Origin of the sequence: Yoonia sp. SS1-5 (genome assembly GCF_038443705.2) — a bacterium.
GTDB lineage: Bacteria > Pseudomonadota > Alphaproteobacteria > Rhodobacterales > Rhodobacteraceae > Yoonia > Yoonia rhodophyticola.
Genome location: NZ_CP151767.2, coordinates 3659728 through 3677089 on the forward strand (window position 1 = coordinate 3659728; position 17362 = coordinate 3677089).

Below are 17362 nucleotides of genomic sequence, written 5' to 3' on the forward strand. Positions count from 1 at the left end.
AAGATGACTGCCATCGCGCATCAGGTGCTGCATGCCGCCGATATCGAACCCGTCGCAATGGTCTCGCTACGCTACGATGCACGGCTGCTGCGGCGCAAGAAGCTGACAACGCTGGATGGTGACGATTTTCTGGTCGATTTGCCCGCGACGACATCGCTTGATCAGGGGGATGTGTTTGTATTGGAGGATGGCCGCCATATTGGGGTGATTGCGGCAGATGAACCGCTGATGCGCGTGACCGGTGATCTGGTGCGACTGGCCTGGCATGTGGGCAACCGCCATGCGCCCTGCGCGATCAGCCCCGATGCGCTGGTGCTGCAGCGCGAGAAAGTCATGCGCGGGCTGCTGGAACAGCTGGGTGCGCAAGTGGTGGATTTTGACGGCCCATTCACCCCAGAAGGTGGGGCGTATGGGCATGGGCGGACCATGGGGCATGATCATTCGCACACCCATATGCCTGACCACGCGCATGGCCATGACCACTGACAAGCTTCTGATCCTGACCCAATGGCTGTCGCCGGCCTATCCGGTAGGCGCCTTTGCCTGGTCGCACGGGCTGGAACGGGCGATCCAGCGTGGTGATGTGACCGATGCGGCAACGTTGCGCGATTGGCTGGAAACCGTGGTTGAGATCGGGGCGGGCCGGTCAGATGCGATCCTGCTTTGCGCGGCCCATAAGGCCGATGATCCAACCGAGCTGGCCCAGCTTGCAGCAGCCCTTGCCCCGTCAAAAGAGCGCCGTATGGAAACGTTGCAGCAAGGTGCCGCCTTTGCTGCCACGACCCGGGCCGTCTGGAAACTGAATTTACCGGATATGGCATATCCGGTGGCTGTTGGTCGTGCCGCCGGGCTGATGGATATACCGGTGCTGCCGGTGGTTCAGGTCTGGCTGCAGGCATTCGTCAGCAACCTTGTCCAGGCGGCCACGCGGCTGATGCCGCTGGGGCAAACGGCCGGACAGCAGGTGCTGGCTGATCTGACCCCGCTTTGCGCGCAGATCGGGGCGATGGCCGTAGATGCCGCGCTTGATGATCTTGGTGCGGCAGCATTTACTGTTGATATCGCCTCGATGCAGCATGAGGCGCAGCAACCAAGGATTTTCCGGTCATGACCCTGCTTGCGATCCTGATCAGCGGCGTTCTTGTTGGTATTTCGGCGCTTCACGCGTTGTGGGGGATGGGCAAGTGGGTGCCCATCGCGGATGAGGCGGAGCTGGCCCGCGCCTTTGTGGGGGCGCGCGGTGTGACACGCATGCCCGGCCCGATCCCGTGTTTTCTGGTCGTCGCGGCACTGGTCATGGTGACTGTCCTGATCTGGCTGCCGCCCGGCGGATTGCGCGATGCAATCCTGGGGCTTGCGGCGGCGGTGCTGATCCTGCGGGGCGGGCTTGCCTACACGCGGCTATGGCGGCGGATGACGCCCGAAGAACCGTTTGCCCGCTATGACAGAACACGATACGGCCCCTTGTGCCTCGCGCTGGGCGCTGGGCTTGCCATTCTTATCGTCGGAGGAAACTGAATGTCGCCAAATGGACCGCTGCGGGTCGGGATCGGGGGGCCGGTTGGGGCGGGGAAGACAACCCTGACAGCTGCCCTTGCACAGGTGCTGAAAGATCACATCAGCCTCGGCGTAATTACAAATGACATCTACACGCAGGAAGACGCAGAGGCATTGATGCGGATGCAGATCCTGCCTGCAGATCGGGTCATGGGTGTTGAAACCGGTGGCTGCCCGCATACGGCCATTCGCGAGGATGCATCCATCAACCTTGCCGCCGTTGCCGAAATGCGCGACCGGCATGCGGATCTGGAACTGATCCTGATCGAAAGCGGCGGTGACAATCTGTCTGCGACTTTCAGCCCAGAGCTGGCCGATGTCACCGTCTACGTCATCGACGTGGCCGCGGGCGAGGAAATTCCGCGCAAGGGTGGCCCTGCGATTACACGGTCCGACATTCTGGTGATCAACAAGACGGATCTGGCGCCGCATGTGGGTGCCTCGCTTGACGTGATGGCAAAGGATGCGGCGCGGATGCGCGGTGACCTGCCCGTGGTCTTTGCCAGCCTGCGGCACGGTAAGGGTGTGTCGGATATCACGGCACTATTGCGTGATGTGGGCGGGCTTTAGCCGTCAGAAGGTCGACCAGAGGTCAAGTTTGATCGCGCCACCCTCATCGCCGGTCAGTGCTTTGACAAGGCCAAGACTGACCCGGTAGTGATCGTTGATCCGGTAACTGATGGATGGGTTGATCTTGGCATAATAATCGTCGTTGAACCCTTGCCCGGTTTGAAGCTGCGCCGCAGTGGTCCATCGGTCATTCACATTCATGCCCCAGGTAAAATCAGCCTTGGGGCGATACATCTGATCAATTGTGCCATAGGTAGCGCTTGCATCAATCGACAACCAGCCGTTTTCCAGACCGCGCCCCCATGACAGGCTGCCGCGCAGCAGCCGCTCGACCGGGTTGAATTCATCGACACGGGCGCCAAGCGCAAAGCCAGCTGCCAAGCGGTTGGGACCTGTGGTGATATCCAGCGGGAACCGGGCGAAGACAAAGCCGGTGTTGATCCGGCCACGATCAGCGGTGTGATAATCCAGCCCGACGGTCAGGCGGTCAGACAGCCCGTATTCGGCATAGAATGTCGGATCATAATGCACCGGCAGTTCGGCCCCGTCCGAGAGCAGAAAGTTCCCGCCTGACGCAATGAAAACCTGCCCCTTCTCACGCGGCCACGCCCCGGCCTGCGCCATCTGCGCTAGCCCGGCCATCACCAGAATCGTCATGAGAAACCGCATATACCCGCTCGCCATTCACCACCCTGTCTATGGGGTGCTTTGGTTAAGCGTTCGTTAATGGAGATTAAGATCGCGGTGGCAGGCGCCGCAGCTTCCAGGCATAGGCCGGGCGGGCCACAACCTCGCGCAGATGCTCGCGGAGCGGCAGGCGGGGCATGTCCGGCGATGACATGTCGGCCTGCAATCCGAAATGCCTTGCAACCATTTTCGCGCGCGCCTGGTGATAGCCATCGGTCACGATGATCACGTCACGCCCGGGTAGTACCGCACAGGCGTTGCGGATATTTTCCAATGTTGTCGTGGACTTGTCTTCCAGAATGATTTGCGCTGCCGGAATGCCATCTGCAAGCAATAGATCCTGCATGGCCGCAGCCTCGGTCGGTGGATGCACCCCCAGACCGCCGCATGGGACCACAAATCTGGCCTTGTTCTGATGCCACAGCTTTGCGGCATGCCGCGTCCGGCGCAGCAATGTGGGCGAGGGGCCGGTTGCCCAAACAGCAGCCCCCAGAATGATGATTGCGTCCTTCACCGGCACGCGACCTTATGTAAAATCATTGACATCGGTGGCCCGCATACGATGTGAAAATTGACAAAACGCCATTTAGCACCTTTGTGCGACTTGGAATCCGGTGCGATCTGCCCATGATACGCGCGAAAGCGCATAACAAGAACGAGGGGGAGATGCCATGACAGATCAACCAGCCGGAACCTATCCGCCATCGGCCGAAATGGCCGCAAACGCCCATGCCGACAAGGCCACATATGATGCGATGTATGCCGCCTCTATCAGCGACCCCGCGGCGTTTTGGGCCGAACATGGCAAACGCGTGGACTGGATCAAACCCTATACCAAGGTCAAGAATACCAGCTTTGCCCCCGGCAATGTGGATATCAAGTGGTTCGAGGATGGCACGCTGAACGTGTCCGCCAATTGCCTTGACCGGCATCTTGCAACCCGTGGTGATCAGACGGCGATTATCTGGGAGCCCGACAGCCCGGATGAAGACGCCCTGCACCTGACCTATGCGCAGGTCCACGAAAAAACCTGCCTGATGGCCAATAGCCTGAAGGAACTGGGCGTCGGCAAGGGGGATCGCGTTGTGCTTTACATGCCGATGATCCCCGAGGCGGCTTATGCGATGCTGGCCTGCGCCCGGATCGGGGCGATTCATTCGATTGTTTTTGCAGGTTTCTCGGCTGATGCGCTGGCTGCCCGGGTCAGCGGATCGCAGGCAAAGGTTGTGATCACTGCCGATGGCGCACCGCGCGGCGGGCGGGTGACCAACCTCAAGGACAGCGTCAATCAGGCCCTGATCAACGTGATGCATGATGTCAAATGCCTGTGTGTGAAACGGACCGGCCAACAGATCGCCTGGCGCTCGGAAGGTGACTACTGGCTGCACGAGATGGAAGACACCGTCAGTGCCGATTGCCCACCCGAAGAGATGGGGGCAGAGGATCCGTTGTTCATTCTCTATACATCCGGTTCGACTGGCATGCCCAAGGGGGTTGTCCACAGCACCGGCGGCTACATCGTTTATGCGTCGATGACCCATCAATATACATTCGACTATCATGACGGTGACATCTTCTGGTGTACCGCAGATGTGGGCTGGGTCACCGGACACAGCTATATCGTCTATGGGCCGCTGGCCAATGGGGCAACCACGCTGATGTTCGAAGGGGTCCCGACCTACCCCGATGCCGGCCGGTTCTGGCAGGTCTGTGAAAAGCACAAGGTCAACCAGTTCTACACCGCACCAACAGCGATCCGCGCGCTGATGGGGCAGGGGAATGACTATGTCGAGAAATACGACCTGTCCGATCTGAAAGTCCTCGGCACGGTGGGCGAGCCGATCAATCCGGAAGCCTGGAACTGGTATCACACCGTCGTTGGCAAGGGCGCGGTTCCGATTGTCGACACATGGTGGCAGACCGAGACGGGCGGCCATTTGCTGACCCCGTTGCCGGGCGCCACGGCGACCAAGCCGGGATCGGCGACAGTGCCGTTCTTTGGGGTCCAACCTGTCATTCTTGAACCAACCACCGGCGCGGAAATCCACGACACCGCCGCCGAGGGCGTGCTTTGCATCAAAGACAGCTGGCCTGCGCAGATGCGGACCGTCTGGGGCGATCATGAGCGGTTCGAAAAGACCTATTTTGCGGATTACAAGAACTACTACTTTACCGGGGATGGCTGCCGCCGTGATGCGGATGGCTATTACTGGATCACCGGCCGCGTGGATGATGTGATCAACGTGTCTGGCCACCGGATGGGCACGGCCGAGGTCGAAAGCGCGCTGGTCGCCCATGCCAAGGTGGCCGAGGCTGCGGTGGTCGGTTATCCGCATGACATCAAGGGGCAGGGCATCTACGCCTATGTGACCCTGATGGGCGGCGAAGAGCCAAGCGAGGAACTGCGCAAGGAACTGGAAGTCTGGGTGCGGGCCGAGATTGGCCCGATTGCCAAGCCCGATCTGATCCAATGGGCGCCCGGCCTTCCCAAGACAAGATCGGGCAAGATCATGCGCCGTATCCTGCGCAAGATCGCAGAGGATGATTTTGGCGCACTTGGCGATACGTCAACGCTGGCTGATCCGTCGGTGGTCGATGACCTGATCGAAAACCGGATGAACAAGGGCTAGGGTCCTGACCCTAGAAGACTAGCGCCTATCAGGCGGGCTCGGTTTTACGGGTCCGCTTGTTTGGCGGGGGCCTCCGGGTCAGCTTCGCTTGTCGCAGCTTGCAATGGTTTGCCTTCCATGACCGTCACCTCGCGCTGCGGGAAGGGGATGGAAATGCCGTGGGCGCTGAATGCATCCCACAGGGCCAGAAAGACATTGCCGCGAATATTGGTCAGCCCCCCGGTCGGGTCCTGTATCCAGAACCGCAGAATGTAATCGACCGAGCTATCCCCGAAACCCACGATGTGGCAGACGGTGGGGCGGGTTTTCAGGACCCTGTCGACACTCTGCGCGGCCTCAATTGCGATCCTGCGCACATCATGCGGATTGTCGTGATAGGCTGTGCCGAAATGGATATCGAGCCGGACAAAGTCGTTGGAATGCGACCAGTTGACCACCTGCCCGGTGATCAGATCCTCGTTCGGGATCAGGTATTCCCGCCCGTCCCGGGTGACCACCGAAACATAGCGGGCGCCAAGACTGTTGATCCACCCGAACGTGTCCCCAAGGCTGATGACGTCGCCGGGCTTGATGGATTTGTCCAGCAGGATGATCACGCCCGAGACAAGGTTCGAGACGACCTTTTGCAGGCCGAAACCAAGACCAACGCCGATGGCACCGGACAGGACCGCAAGTCCGGTCAGATCAATCCCAAGCGCGCGCACGCCGGTGTAAAACGCGATCCCGTAAAAGGCGATCTGCACGCCTTTGATGATCAGCACCCGCATCGACGGGCTGATATCCTCGTTCGTGCGGATCCGGGCAGCCGTTGTCGTCGTAAAGAACCGGGCCAGCGTGATGGTCGCGCCCAGAACGACAAGCGCCTGCACCAATAACAGCAGCGAAAAGCGGATATCGCCAATCTCGAAACCGGCGCTGTCCAGCAGGCCTTCGGCCTCTTCCAGCAGGCCGAGTATCTGCAGGGTGACATAGGTCCAGGCCCCGTATCGGACCACCTTGCGGATGAATTTGCTTTTGATCATCCGCGTCAGGAAAACGATCACCAGCCACGCCAGCGCCAGCGTTGCGATGATGCTCAGCATGTAACTTCGGCTGTTCCAGGTCACCTCGCGCATCACAAACACGGTGGCCCAGATCAGGGCCACAAAGAAAATCGCCCGCAGCCGCTGGTGAATGACGACAAGGATGCGCATGCGCCATTTTGGCCAGTTCTCGCGCGAGCCCATCCACGCCCTGATCCGGGGGCCCAAGAGCGCCCGCAACAGATGTGCCAGAACCGCAAGGCCAATGGCGATCCCGATTTGGTAGAGGTTTTGCGTCTGAAACAGCGACCCTACAAAGGTTTCGGCCTTTTCATAAAGCTCCGCGCCGATATTGACGACCTCATCAAACTGCGCCTCGGGCGTGGTCGGATCACCGCGATCTTCCTGGCCTGTCATACTTACATGGCGCGACATCGCGAACCCTACCTAACCGTTTGATCCCCCTCACTCTTGCACGGCCCAGACTGGTGGCGCAAGTTCGACCCGCCGATGTGATTTCGGGCGGCAGGGATCACACGGTCGCGCCCAAGAATTAACCTTCCTGTTCTCTGCGCCCTTGCCCGGTTTCCATAAGCCGGTTTACAAACCATTAACTTAAACTTCACGGAGGCGTCCGCCATGGACCTGACGATGATCCTGCTGCTTGTTGCGGGCGGTGCCCTTCTGGTTCCCCTGGTGCTGGACGATGACGAGGACAGCGAAGACGGACCCGACGCGCGCCGGATTGACGGCGATGAAATCCGCGGAACGTTTGGTGATGATACACTTGATGGCACGGACCGGGATGATCTGATCTTTGGTTTCACCGGTGACGATGTCATTGATGGCGGCGGCGGTGATGATGAAATCCGCCCCGGCGAGGGGAATGATACGGTCAATGGCGGTCTGGGGCGCGACTTCATTCTGGGCAGTCCCGGCAATGACGTGATTGACGGCGGCGTTGGCGACGACAGGATCTTTGGTGGTGCAGATGATGATATCATCCAGGGCGGCTTTGGGTCCGATCTGTTGCGCGGCGGGGATGGCAATGATGTGATTGCGGGTGGCCTGGACGCGCGGTCGGATGGCGGCCCGGCGGAAAGGGTCACCGACGCCCTTCGTGGGGATGACGGGGATGACACGCTCTTTATCTGGGGCGGCGAGGGCCGCGCGGATGGCAGCGCGGATGATGACGACCTGATCCTCGTCACGGGCGAGGCCACATTGGTTGGTGGTGCAGGCGACAACGATCATTATGTGCTCGCCAATGTGTCTGACGATCAGGATACAAACGGCATCATCTCGGACTTCGATCCCGTGCGGGACACGCTGACGCTGACGGTGGATGGTGTGCTAGAGGCGGGTGATGTCGCGCCGACCCTGCGGATTGAGACGGTCGCCGACACAATCACCGAAAGTGACGGCGACGGTGGCACTGTCACCGTCTCGGGTATCCGGGTGACCGCCGTGATGGAGGATAGCGCCACAAATCCCGATGATACCGAGGGTGCGAGTGTGTTTTTACGTGGGGCGACCCAGGCGCAGGTTGATGCGGCAACAATCGACGTCTTCTTTACCGAAGAGGCCGACATCGAGAACCCGACAGCCACTTTGGCCAGCTTTGGCGTCACGGTGCCGCCGACCCCTAGTCAAGGATAAAGGCAACCTCGTTCCGGCGTTTCCAGGGCAGGGTCATCGGGTCATCATAATAGTAATATTGGACGGGTTCGGCGATGCGGAGCCCGTTTTCTTTTGCAAACATCCGCAAGGCCGCCTCTTGCTGCGCCAGTTTGTTACCGCGTGCCAGTCCTGCGAACCTCACAACCACCTGGGTGACCGGCCCGGTCTCGACAAACCTGATGCGGTCGTCATTTGGCACGGGCAAGGTCTGCCGCGTGTAGTCGCGGGGCATCATGAAGCTGACCGTCCAGATGTCGCCTTCGCCCGCCTGTTGCACAGGGCTTGTCATTGCGATCTTTTCGGACCGCTGTGCAACCGGGGACGTCATGGCAACCTTGTCCGCGCTGCTATTGCCGCCAAAAATATACCCGGCCAGTATTCTGAAACCCGCCCGCAATGCGGCACTGCGGTTGGCCTGTACCCGGACCTCGGCCATCAGCGCGGGCGCGTAACGCCGCACCTCAAATGGGCCGTCCTGCAGCGTCACGCTGTATGCCGGCGACTGATATTTGCCATAGCTGTCCTGTGCTGCAATCGGTGTCGCGGTGAGCATCGCAGCGGCGGTCAGGGCATTGATCTGTTTCATACCCAACGAGCTAGCGCGTTTGGGACCATTTCAACACTGCATGCACTTGCGAGGTTGGGCATCCATGTGTATCTGCAGCCTATGAAAAAGGTTTTTGACATGGATGATCGCGCCCGCCTGCCTTGGCGCTTTTATGGCGCGTCCTGCACCATCCTTGCACGGGGCTGATTGCCCCCCTACTTTCGCACGCCTGACTTTTGCTGACATTTGATACGGGAGAGGACCATGTCCCCCAAAACGCTCTATGATAAAATCTGGGATGCCCATGTGGCCCACGAGGCCGAGGATGGCACCTGCCTGCTCTATATTGATCGCCATCTGGTCCACGAGGTGACCAGCCCGCAAGCCTTTGAAGGGCTGCGCATGGCAGGCCGCCAAGTGCGCGCGCCGGAAAAGACGATTGCCGTGCCGGACCATAACGTGCCGACAACAGCCGGTCGCGAAGACCCCAAGAACATGACCGAGGATAGCGCCATTCAGGTTGCGGCCCTCGACAAGAATGCCAAGGATTTCGGCATTCACTATTATCCGGTATCCGATGTCCGTCAGGGGATCGTGCATATCGTCGGCCCAGAGCAGGGTTGGACATTGCCCGGCATGACCGTGGTGTGCGGCGACAGCCACACCGCCACCCACGGCGCCTTTGGTGCGCTGGCCCACGGGATCGGCACCTCCGAGGTCGAACATGTTCTGGCGACGCAAACGCTGATCCAGAAGAAATCCAAAAACATGAAGGTCGAGATTACGGGCAAGCTGCGCCCCGGTGTGACGGCCAAGGACATTACCCTGTCTGTCATCGGTGAAACCGGGACTGCCGGCGGGACCGGCTACGTCATCGAATATATGGGCGAGGCAATCCGCGATCTGTCCATGGAAGGGCGTATGACCGTCTGCAACATGGCCATCGAAGGCGGCGCACGCGCCGGGATCATCGCGCCGGATGAGAAGACCTATGAATATTGCATGGGCCGCCCGCATGCACCGAAAGGGGCCGCGTGGGAGGCTGCGGTTGCGTGGTGGAAAACGCTGTATTCCGATGACGATGCGCATTGGGACAAGGTTGTGACGATCAAGGGCGAGGATATCGCGCCTGTGGTCACTTGGGGGACGTCGCCCGAGGATGTCCTGCCCATCACCGCGACTGTGCCAGCTGCCGCGGATTTTGAAGGCGGCAAGGTCGGTGCGGCACAGCGCTCGCTTGACTATATGGACCTCAAGCCCGGCACCCCGCTGTCCGAGATCGAAATTGACACGGTCTTTATCGGCTCTTGCACAAATGGCCGGATTGAGGATTTGCGCGCCGCTGCCGCGATCCTGAAAGGCAAGAAGAAGAAAGACGGGCTGCGGGCGATGGTTGTGCCCGGCTCGGGTCTTGTGCGTGCGCAGGCCGAGGAAGAAGGCCTTGCGGATATCTTTAAAGACGCCGGGTTTGAATGGCGCCTTGCGGGCTGTTCCATGTGTCTGGCGATGAACCCCGATCAACTGGCCCCGGGCGAACGCTGTGCGGCAACGTCGAACCGGAATTTCGAAGGGCGCCAGGGCCGGGGCGGACGTACCCATCTGATGTCGCCGCAAATGGCGGCAGCGGCTGCGATTACGGGCAAACTGACTGACGTGCGGGAGATGATGTAATGATGACAGATTTACAGGGTCTGGGCGGACTGCGTATAGCAATTTTGGCAGCGGTAGTTGCTGGGTTGAGCGCATGCGGAAGCGCGTCGGATATATCGACGCGGAATGCCGACTATTTCGGGGCCTCGCTGAAGGATGGTACGATATCGGGCAGCTACAATCCGGCAGGGTATGACGGTGGTCTGGTCCAGAACCAGATCAGGGCCGTTTGCGTTGACGAGGTATTGGGGGGCTACTCCGAAACGCCTGGTGATGCTGGTCTTGTTGCGTTCTCCGCGACGTGTGCAAACGGAACAACCTTCCGCCGTGCGTTTATGGAAATTGAGCGGTTGCCGAGCGGTAATTTCGCTGTCGAGATCACGGGGTCTTAAATCATGCAAAAATTCACAAAACTCAGCGGCATTGCCGCCCCGCTGCCATTGGTCAATATCGACACCGATATGATCATCCCCAAGCAGTTTTTGAAAACGATCAAGCGCTCTGGCCTTGGCGTGAACCTGTTTGACGAGATGCGATATGATGACGACGGCAAGGAAATCCCGGATTTCGTGCTGAACAAGCCGCAATATCGCGATGCGCAGATCCTTGTGGCTGGTGACAATTTCGGTTGCGGGTCTTCGCGCGAACATGCCCCTTGGGCCATCGCGGATTTTGGGATCACCTGTGTGATTGCCCCATCTTATGCGGACATCTTTTACAACAACTGCTTCAAGAACGGCATCCTGCCGATCGCCTTGCCGCAAGAGCAGGTTGATGTGCTCATTAAGGATGCCGAGAAGGGCGCAAATGCGCGTATCGAGGTGGATCTGGAGGCGCAGACAATCACCTCATCGGATGGGGATGTCTTTAGTTTCGAGGTGGATGCATTCAAAAAGCATTGTCTTCTCAATGGTTTGGACGATATCGGGCTGACCATGGAGAAGGCCGGGGCGATTGACAGCTTTGAGGCGCAGGCCGCCGCTGCCCGACCTTGGGTCTAGGAAGGATGTGCGGGGCCCGCTTTGGGCCTCGCATCTCGACGCCGCGCCGGGGGCGCCGAAAAATCCCCTGCCTGGTTTATTTTCCCCTTTTCGAAATACGCGCTTTGCGTGTATCAGCAAGGCTCGCTACACGGCGTCATGCGGTGTGGTGCCGCATATGTCCCGTTTGATGGTTGCAATCGCGCACCAGTAGGGCGGTGAAATGGGCGGCCACCCAACATGTGCGAGACGAAGCATTGATGGCGAGGCTGGGTTGGGTGACATATTGGCCGGGCGACACGCGTTGCTTGAGCCAAAGACCAGGTTGTTTGGATATCGTGGACGGTTTTCGGACAAAAGGGAGATAGGATAAGGTGCTATTTCGACTGCCAGGAGCGTTGGTACGCGCCGGCCTTGTGGTCTTGTTGGTGACCTTGCCTGCGGTCCTCTTGCCAGGGGGGACAAATGACGGGCGGCAGGTCGTGGCCCTTGTGTCGATCTTTGCCGCGCTTTTTACCATTGTGGAATATAGCGCCGCCAGCCCGAGCCTTGTCGAATTTCGCGATGCGCCGCCGTTCAACCGGGTGCGATTTTGCGCGCTTTTTGCGACAGTGTTTTCTTTGTCGATCATCCTTCGGGGCTATGATGCGCCCTCGGCCCTAACCGGCTTTTTCCATAGTAGCGTGTCGCAGGTTGGGGCGACCACAGACTTTCCGTTCTCGCCCGTGCGGATGATGGTCAATATGATGCCGGACGGCACAAGCGCGCAGGTAATCGAGACGTTGCGCAATGCAGCGGGGCTGGCTTATGTGATTTCGATCCTGTCGCTGATCTGGTTTGTCGTGCTGCTTCGCCTGCAGCATTGGCCGCGCCGAGGGGGTGCGTTTAATGTCTGGATCAATCTGCCGACATTTGACCCGACCACCGGGGGCGATGTGGTCCGCAGGCTGACCCGTGACGGACGCATTAACATTATCTTAGGACTTCTGTTGCCCTTCTTGGTGCCATTGATTGTGCGTGCTGCCGTCGGTTTTGGGACGCCGATCCGATTGGATGACCCGCAGACACTGATTTGGACAGTTGCCGCATGGGCCTTTTTGCCAGCCAGTATCGTGATGCGCGGTATCGCCCTCAGCCGGGTTGCGCATATGATCCGCATCCAGCGCAAAAAGGCACAGGAAAAGGCCGCCGCAAATGGTATGATTGCGGCCTGATACTGATCTGCCTGCCGCTTGCAGCCAGCGCCGATACCTACCGGATCGCCACCTATGCAGCCCCACTTAGCCGCGATGGCCCGGGCCTGTTGTTGCGTGATATCCAAAAGGGCGAAGACCCGCAGATCGCCGCCATTATCGCGGCCATCGACATGGTTGCACCCGACCTGCTGGTCCTGACGGATTTTGACTATGACCTGGATGGCATCGCACTGGCGGCCTTTTCGGCAGCACTCGCCTCCCCCTTTCCCTATCAGTTTGCGCGTCGCCCCAATACCGGCATGGCCAGCGGGCTTGATCTGGACGGGAATGGCTGGCTGGGTGAGGCGCGCGATGCGCAGGGCTATGGTCGCTTTGCCGGCGACGGGGGCATGGCCATCCTGTCGCGGTTTTCGATTGATCGGTACGCGGTTGTTGATCTGTCGGGGCTGTTGTGGCGCGATATGCCCGGGGCCAGTTTGCCCGACGGCTTCTTTTCGGCGCAAGTGCTGGACGCACACCGGTTATCGACAAGCGGCCATTGGATCGTTCCGGTTCAGCCACCCGACAAAGCGCCGTTCCACGTGCTTGCATTCGCCGCCACGCCCCCTGTCTTCGACGGACCGGAAGATCGCAACGGGTTGCGCAACAGGGACGAATTGCGCTTGTGGACGCATGTTCTGGATGGTCATTTTGGACCGGCGCCTGCGCATTTCGTGCTTGCAGGAAACGCCAATCTTGACCCGCAGGACGGGGCCGGGTTTTCGCAGGCCATGGCGGAATTTCTGGCCGATCCGCGTTTGCAGGATCCGCTGCCCGGGATCCATACCGCAGACTGGCCTGATGACGGGCCGGGCAATCTGCGGGTCAGCTATGTCTTACCGGATGCAGAATGGCAGGTTCATGATGCAGGGGTCCACTGGCCCGCGGGGCAGCCGGGATCAACCGACAGCGACAGTCTGGTTGCCGGGCCGCACCACCTTGTTTGGGTTGATATCAGCCGGTAGGCCACACAACATCACCTCGTCCATCGGGGTTGGGGTAAAATCGGGCAGCAGGCGCCGGAACTTTGCATCACCGATGCGGTGCGGCATCGTGTAGAGGTAGCGCATTTCCCGCATTTCGCGGGCAAGTTCCCAAAACGGGCTGAGGATCGTCATCAACCACCAGGGAAACCGGCTCAGGCGCAGGCGTCGGGTGACATGGGTCTGCACCCGCGTATGCAGTTCGGTCATCGTAAAGCTGTGACCGGGAAAGGGGACATCCTCGAACTGGCCCAACTGCGCGCGTTTTTCCGCCAGCATCAGGGCTGCCCGCGCCCAGTCAGGCATATAGGCATAGGCCTGCATACTGTCCGGGTCGCCCGGCGTGGTCAGCTTTCCGCGGCTGACATTGCGCATGATCAAAAGGCTCATCAGATCGCCATTGCCGTTGGGGTCGATGAAGTTCCCGGCCCGCAGGATGATCGTTTGCACCCCGGACGCCTGATAGGCCTGTTCCATGGCAATCCTGATCCTGCCTTTGCGAGTCTCGGCGATCTGCGGCGTGTCTTCGTCGAATGTGCCGGGCTGATCCCCGAAATTATAGACATTGCCCGGGATGATGACAGTTGCGCCGGTGGCCTTGGCGGCTGCAATGACCTGCCGGGTGATTTTCGGGATTTCCGTGGCCCAGTTATGGTAGTTCGGCGGGTTCAATCCGTTGATGATGACGTCCGCGCCTTGTGCGGCCTGCACCATGTCGGTCCCGCGTTCATATCTGCGGACGGTCCAGCCTGCGTTCCAGAATGTTTCGGCGGCGTGGCTGCCGATCTTGCCGTTTGCGCCTAATATCAAAACTGTTTGTGCCATTACGCGTCTCCGTAGCTGCTGTTGCCTTGGAGATTGCGCTATTCACCATTTAAAAGGAATTGCCGAAATTTGCAGATCATATATTCATAAATGAATGGAAAAGGCGCTCGCATCTCTTGATTGGTCATTGATACAGGCATTTCTGGCTGTCGCAGAGGCGGGCAGTCTGTCGGCTGCGGCCCGGCAATTGGGCACCAGCCAGCCGACACTGGGCCGCCAGATCAAGGCGATCGAGGCGCAGTTGGGCGCCGAGTTGTTTCGCCGCCAAGCCCGGGGTTTTGCGCTGACCCAGACCGGGGCCGATCTGGTCGCCCCGGCCAAAACAATGCGTGCGGCCGTGCGGCAGATTGCGCTGACAGCAGCCGGGCAGCAGGCCAGACTGGACGGCACCGTGCGCATCACGGCCAGTGTCGCGACATCGGTGATGCATCTGCCGCCCATCATCGCGCATATCCGCAAGCTTGAACCGGAAATCGCCATCGAACTGGTGCCCAGCGATGACAGCCGCAACCTGCTATACCGCGAGGCGGATATCGCCGTGCGCATGTACCGTCCCACACAGCTTGATCTGGTGACGCAGCATCTGGGCGATATCGAGCTGGGGATCTTCGCATCCAACACCTATGTGGCTGAACGCGGGATGCCGCGCGCGCTGTCTGATATGCTGGATCATGATTTTGTGGGCTATGACACCAACAAGCAGATTATCGAGGGGTTCGCGGCCATGGGCATGGCGGTCACCCGCGATCTGTTCAAGGTGCGGGTCGATGATAACGTTGCCTATTGGGAGATGGTGCGCGCCGGTTGCGGGATCGGATTTGCGCAGGCTGATGTCGGGCGGCGTGATCCTGTGGTGACGGAGATTGACCTGGGGCTGACTTTGCCAACCCTGCCGATCTGGCTGACAGCACATGAGGTGATGCGCCATACCCCCCGGATCCGCCGTGTGTGGGAGTTGCTTGAGGGCGGGTTGAAGCCGCTGGTGTCTTGAACCCGCCGTCCTGTCGCGCTAGGGCCATGCCGAACGCGCAAACAAGGACATCATACCATGGCAAACCCATCCCTTTTGATCCTCGCCGGTGACGGCATCGGCCCCGAAGTCATGGACCAGGTCAAGCGCATCGTCGGCTGGTTTGGCGACAAGCGTGATCTGACCTTTGACGTGTCCGAGGATCTGGTGGGCGGTGCCGCCTATGACAAGCATGGCGTGCCTTTGGCCGACGAAACGATGGCCAAGGCGCAAGAGGTTGACGCCGTGTTGTTGGGGGCTGTGGGTGGCCCGAAATACGATGATCTGGACTTTAGCCTGAAGCCCGAGCGTGGCCTGCTGCGCCTGCGCAAGGAAATGGACCTTTTTGCAAACCTGCGCCCCGCGCAGTGTTTTGATGCACTGGCCGATTTTTCGTCATTGAAAAAGGACATCGTGTCCGGTCTGGACATCATGATCGTGCGCGAACTGACATCGGGCGTCTACTTTGGTGAACCGCGCGGCATCCATATCGAAGACAACATGCGTGTGGGTGTGAATACCCAGCGTTACACTGAGGCAGAGATTGAACGCGCCGCCCGCGCCGCCTTTGATCTGGCCCGCAAGCGGAACAACAAGGTCTGTTCGATGGAAAAGGCCAATGTCATGGAAAGCGGTATCTTGTGGCGCGATGTGGTCAACGAGGTGCATCAGGCCGATTATGCGGATGTAGAACTGTCCCATATGTATGCCGATAACGGTGCCATGCAGTTGGTCCGCGCGCCCAAGCAGTTTGACGTAATCCTGACCGATAACCTGTTTGGTGACATCCTGTCGGATTGTGCCGCGATGCTGACCGGCTCGCTGGGGATGTTGCCATCTGCGTCGCTGGGTCTGCCCATGGCCAACGGCCGCCCCAAGGCGATGTACGAGCCCGTTCACGGGTCTGCCCCGGATATCACCGGGCAGGGCAAGGCGAACCCGATTGCATGCATTCTGTCTTTCGCGATGGCGCTGCGTTATTCCTTTGACGAAGGGGCCGAGGCTGACCGGCTGGAAGCCGCCATTGAAAAGGTCCTGGCCGATGGGGCCCGCACGGCCGACCTGATGGGACCCGAGGGCGGCACCTCGCTGAGCACAACCGAGATGGGCGATGTCATCCTTGCGGCGCTTGACGACAGCCTCTGACACGCGGTGATGGTTGTTTCTTGGCTGGAACCGGCCTGTTTCCAGCCTGGAATAAGCAAGATTCCGCTGGTAATGCGTCAGGCGTTAAGGTAGTGTTAACGCAAGCCTCAGGGCTAATGTGTGAAATAGTTCAATTAAGTTATTGGATACAAAATGAATTATTTAGTGAAACGACTCGCTGCAGCAGTGGTGGCAACCGTAGTTGCCGTGCCCGCGATGGCAGCGACAGTCAACTTCGACTTCATGAACGGTGTGCCAGGTGCGCAGTACACCAACGGCGGTGGCTACACCGCAACGGTCGACGATCTGACAATGAATGTGACGGCGGGGCGCTATCGCGCACCTCCGGGCGCGCCGAATGATACAATCATCGACAGCGATTGTTCTGATGGTGGATGTGGCAACTGGGGTTTCCGGTATGTGCGTCAAACCAGCCGTGGCCTTGGGATCGCCGGTTTCTGGGACGGAAGTTCCATTGACGGTAACTTCGGCAACGACCTGATCACTTTCGCCTTTGATCGTGTGATTGACTTTACCCAGGTGATCTTCACCGGCGTTGACTGGAATGACGACTTTGACGTCTTCATCGACGGCGCGCTTGTGCAGGAAGAAATCGGTATCGCACACAACAACCCATTTGACCTTGCATCGCTTGCAGTGTCGTCCGGGACATCTATCAGCTTTGGTGCTGATGGTGCCTTTGACAACTTCCGCATCGGTGGTCTGCAGGTCGAAGTGGCGGCAGTTCCACTGCCAGCAGGTGCGTTGCTGCTGTTGACCGGCTTGTTCGGTATGGGGCTGATGCGCCGCCGCGCAACGGCTTAAGCCTGAAAAATAAACT

General features: G+C 59.4%; 19 protein-coding genes. 14 read left to right on the forward strand and 5 right to left on the reverse strand.

The annotated features are described in order from the left end of the window. The first annotated feature begins 3 nt into the window (after positions 1–3). Genes AABB31_RS19490 through ureG form a run of 4 tightly spaced genes read left to right on the forward strand, consistent with a single transcriptional unit; the run spans position 4 to position 2127 of the window. A complete protein-coding gene (locus AABB31_RS19490; protein WP_342076573.1) occupies positions 4–486 on the forward strand; it encodes an urease accessory protein UreE in 483 nt (160 codons plus the stop codon). Further along, on the forward strand, positions 476–1111 hold the full coding sequence (locus AABB31_RS19495) for an urease accessory protein UreF (protein ID WP_342076572.1): 636 nt from the start codon (positions 476–478) through the stop codon (positions 1109–1111). The genes AABB31_RS19490 and AABB31_RS19495 overlap by 11 nt, the downstream gene beginning before the upstream one ends. Next, positions 1108–1518 (forward strand): DUF3995 domain-containing protein, encoded by a 411-nt coding sequence (locus AABB31_RS19500; protein ID WP_342076571.1) that lies wholly within the window; start codon positions 1108–1110, stop codon positions 1516–1518. The genes AABB31_RS19495 and AABB31_RS19500 overlap by 4 nt, the downstream gene beginning before the upstream one ends. Continuing rightward, positions 1519–2127: an urease accessory protein UreG gene (gene ureG / locus AABB31_RS19505; protein ID WP_342076570.1), complete on the forward strand. Its 609-nt coding sequence runs from the start codon at positions 1519–1521 to the stop codon at positions 2125–2127. Positions 2128–2130: 3 nt separating this feature from the next. Here ureG and AABB31_RS19510 read toward each other — a convergent pair whose 3' ends face one another. Beyond that, a complete protein-coding gene (locus AABB31_RS19510; protein WP_373635174.1) occupies positions 2131–2784 on the reverse strand; it encodes a hypothetical protein in 654 nt (217 codons plus the stop codon). A 76-nt stretch (positions 2785–2860) separates the two neighbouring features. Further along, entirely contained in the window at positions 2861–3328 is a 468-nt protein-coding gene (locus AABB31_RS19515) for a YdcF family protein (protein WP_342076568.1), read from the reverse strand. Between the two features lie 157 nt (positions 3329–3485). Between AABB31_RS19515 and acs the strand changes: the two genes are divergently transcribed. Next, positions 3486–5444 carry an acetate--CoA ligase gene (gene acs / locus AABB31_RS19520; protein WP_342076567.1) on the forward strand — a complete coding sequence of 653 codons (1959 nt, stop codon included), beginning with the start codon at positions 3486–3488 and terminating at the stop codon, positions 5442–5444. 44 nt (positions 5445–5488) lie between these two features. Here acs and AABB31_RS19525 read toward each other — a convergent pair whose 3' ends face one another. Beyond that, on the reverse strand, positions 5489–6883 hold the full coding sequence (locus AABB31_RS19525) for a mechanosensitive ion channel domain-containing protein (RefSeq protein ID WP_342078936.1): 1395 nt from the start codon (positions 6881–6883) through the stop codon (positions 5489–5491). Positions 6884–7105: 222 nt separating this feature from the next. On the opposite strand from AABB31_RS19525, the gene AABB31_RS19530 reads away from it, so the two are divergent. Then, positions 7106–8125, forward strand: a complete 1020-nt coding sequence (locus AABB31_RS19530) for a hypothetical protein (protein ID WP_342076566.1) — start codon at positions 7106–7108, stop codon at positions 8123–8125. Here the strand turns inward: AABB31_RS19530 and AABB31_RS19535 are convergent. Then, entirely contained in the window at positions 8112–8732 is a 621-nt protein-coding gene (locus AABB31_RS19535; protein ID WP_342076565.1) for a heme-binding protein, read from the reverse strand. The two genes, AABB31_RS19530 and AABB31_RS19535, sit on opposite strands and share 14 nt — an antisense overlap. A 225-nt stretch (positions 8733–8957) precedes the next feature. On the opposite strand from AABB31_RS19535, the gene leuC reads away from it, so the two are divergent. The 5 genes from leuC to AABB31_RS19560 all read left to right on the forward strand — a co-directional run bounded on the left by leuC (position 8958) and on the right by AABB31_RS19560 (position 13523). Further along, positions 8958–10364 (forward strand): 3-isopropylmalate dehydratase large subunit, encoded by a 1407-nt coding sequence (gene leuC, locus AABB31_RS19540; protein WP_342076564.1) that lies wholly within the window; start codon positions 8958–8960, stop codon positions 10362–10364. Next, positions 10364–10735 (forward strand): hypothetical protein, encoded by a 372-nt coding sequence (locus AABB31_RS19545; RefSeq protein WP_373635175.1) that lies wholly within the window; start codon positions 10364–10366, stop codon positions 10733–10735. The genes leuC and AABB31_RS19545 overlap by 1 nt, the downstream gene beginning before the upstream one ends. A gap of 3 nt (positions 10736–10738) precedes the next feature. Beyond that, positions 10739–11344, forward strand: a complete 606-nt coding sequence (gene leuD, locus AABB31_RS19550) for a 3-isopropylmalate dehydratase small subunit (RefSeq protein ID WP_342076562.1) — start codon at positions 10739–10741, stop codon at positions 11342–11344. Positions 11345–11721: 377 nt separating this feature from the next. Beyond that, the gene (locus AABB31_RS19555; RefSeq protein ID WP_342076561.1) at positions 11722–12537 is read left to right on the forward strand and encodes a hypothetical protein; all 816 of its coding nucleotides are present in this window, start codon (positions 11722–11724) and stop codon (positions 12535–12537) included. A 92-nt stretch (positions 12538–12629) separates the two neighbouring features. Continuing rightward, positions 12630–13523 carry an endonuclease/exonuclease/phosphatase family protein gene (locus tag AABB31_RS19560; RefSeq protein ID WP_373635821.1) on the forward strand — a complete coding sequence of 298 codons (894 nt, stop codon included), beginning with the start codon at positions 12630–12632 and terminating at the stop codon, positions 13521–13523. On the opposite strand, the gene AABB31_RS19565 is transcribed toward AABB31_RS19560, so the two are convergent. Continuing rightward, a complete protein-coding gene (locus AABB31_RS19565; protein WP_342076560.1) occupies positions 13458–14366 on the reverse strand; it encodes an NAD-dependent epimerase/dehydratase family protein in 909 nt (302 codons plus the stop codon). The two genes, AABB31_RS19560 and AABB31_RS19565, sit on opposite strands and share 66 nt — an antisense overlap. A 94-nt stretch (positions 14367–14460) precedes the next feature. Here AABB31_RS19565 and AABB31_RS19570 point away from each other — a divergent pair, with 94 nt between their 5' ends. The 3 genes from AABB31_RS19570 to AABB31_RS19580 all read left to right on the forward strand — a co-directional run bounded on the left by AABB31_RS19570 (position 14461) and on the right by AABB31_RS19580 (position 17346). Beyond that, positions 14461–15357, forward strand: coding sequence for a LysR family transcriptional regulator (locus AABB31_RS19570; RefSeq protein WP_342076559.1), 897 nt, complete (start codon positions 14461–14463; stop codon positions 15355–15357). Between the two features lie 57 nt (positions 15358–15414). Continuing rightward, the gene (gene leuB, locus AABB31_RS19575; protein WP_342076558.1) at positions 15415–16521 is read left to right on the forward strand and encodes a 3-isopropylmalate dehydrogenase; all 1107 of its coding nucleotides are present in this window, start codon (positions 15415–15417) and stop codon (positions 16519–16521) included. 165 nt (positions 16522–16686) lie between these two features. Next, positions 16687–17346 (forward strand): VPLPA-CTERM sorting domain-containing protein, encoded by a 660-nt coding sequence (locus AABB31_RS19580; RefSeq protein WP_342076557.1) that lies wholly within the window; start codon positions 16687–16689, stop codon positions 17344–17346. The last annotated feature ends 16 nt before the right edge of the window (positions 17347–17362 follow it).

Bases quoted from the DNA above. Each gene is read 5' to 3' on its own strand.
- AABB31_RS19490 (WP_342076573.1), top strand. From the start codon at position 4: ATGACTGCCATCGCGCATCAGGTGCTGCATGCCGCCGATATCGAACCC.
- AABB31_RS19495 (WP_342076572.1), top strand. From the start codon at position 476: ATGACCACTGACAAGCTTCTGATCCTGACCCAATGGCTGTCGCCGGCC.
- AABB31_RS19500 (WP_342076571.1), top strand. From the start codon at position 1,108: ATGACCCTGCTTGCGATCCTGATCAGCGGCGTTCTTGTTGGTATTTCG.
- ureG (WP_342076570.1), top strand. From the start codon at position 1,519: ATGTCGCCAAATGGACCGCTGCGGGTCGGGATCGGGGGGCCGGTTGGG.
- AABB31_RS19510 (WP_373635174.1), bottom strand. From the start codon at position 2,784: ATGACGATTCTGGTGATGGCCGGGCTAGCGCAGATGGCGCAGGCCGGG.
- acs (WP_342076567.1), top strand. From the start codon at position 3,486: ATGACAGATCAACCAGCCGGAACCTATCCGCCATCGGCCGAAATGGCC.
- AABB31_RS19525 (WP_342078936.1), bottom strand. From the start codon at position 6,883: ATGACAGGCCAGGAAGATCGCGGTGATCCGACCACGCCCGAGGCGCAG.
- AABB31_RS19530 (WP_342076566.1), top strand. From the start codon at position 7,106: ATGGACCTGACGATGATCCTGCTGCTTGTTGCGGGCGGTGCCCTTCTG.
- AABB31_RS19535 (WP_342076565.1), bottom strand. From the start codon at position 8,732: ATGAAACAGATCAATGCCCTGACCGCCGCTGCGATGCTCACCGCGACA.
- leuC (WP_342076564.1), top strand. From the start codon at position 8,958: ATGTCCCCCAAAACGCTCTATGATAAAATCTGGGATGCCCATGTGGCC.
- AABB31_RS19545 (WP_373635175.1), top strand. From the start codon at position 10,364: ATGATGACAGATTTACAGGGTCTGGGCGGACTGCGTATAGCAATTTTG.
- leuD (WP_342076562.1), top strand. From the start codon at position 10,739: ATGCAAAAATTCACAAAACTCAGCGGCATTGCCGCCCCGCTGCCATTG.
- AABB31_RS19565 (WP_342076560.1), bottom strand. From the start codon at position 14,366: ATGGCACAAACAGTTTTGATATTAGGCGCAAACGGCAAGATCGGCAGC.
- AABB31_RS19570 (WP_342076559.1), top strand. From the start codon at position 14,461: ATGGAAAAGGCGCTCGCATCTCTTGATTGGTCATTGATACAGGCATTT.
- leuB (WP_342076558.1), top strand. From the start codon at position 15,415: ATGGCAAACCCATCCCTTTTGATCCTCGCCGGTGACGGCATCGGCCCC.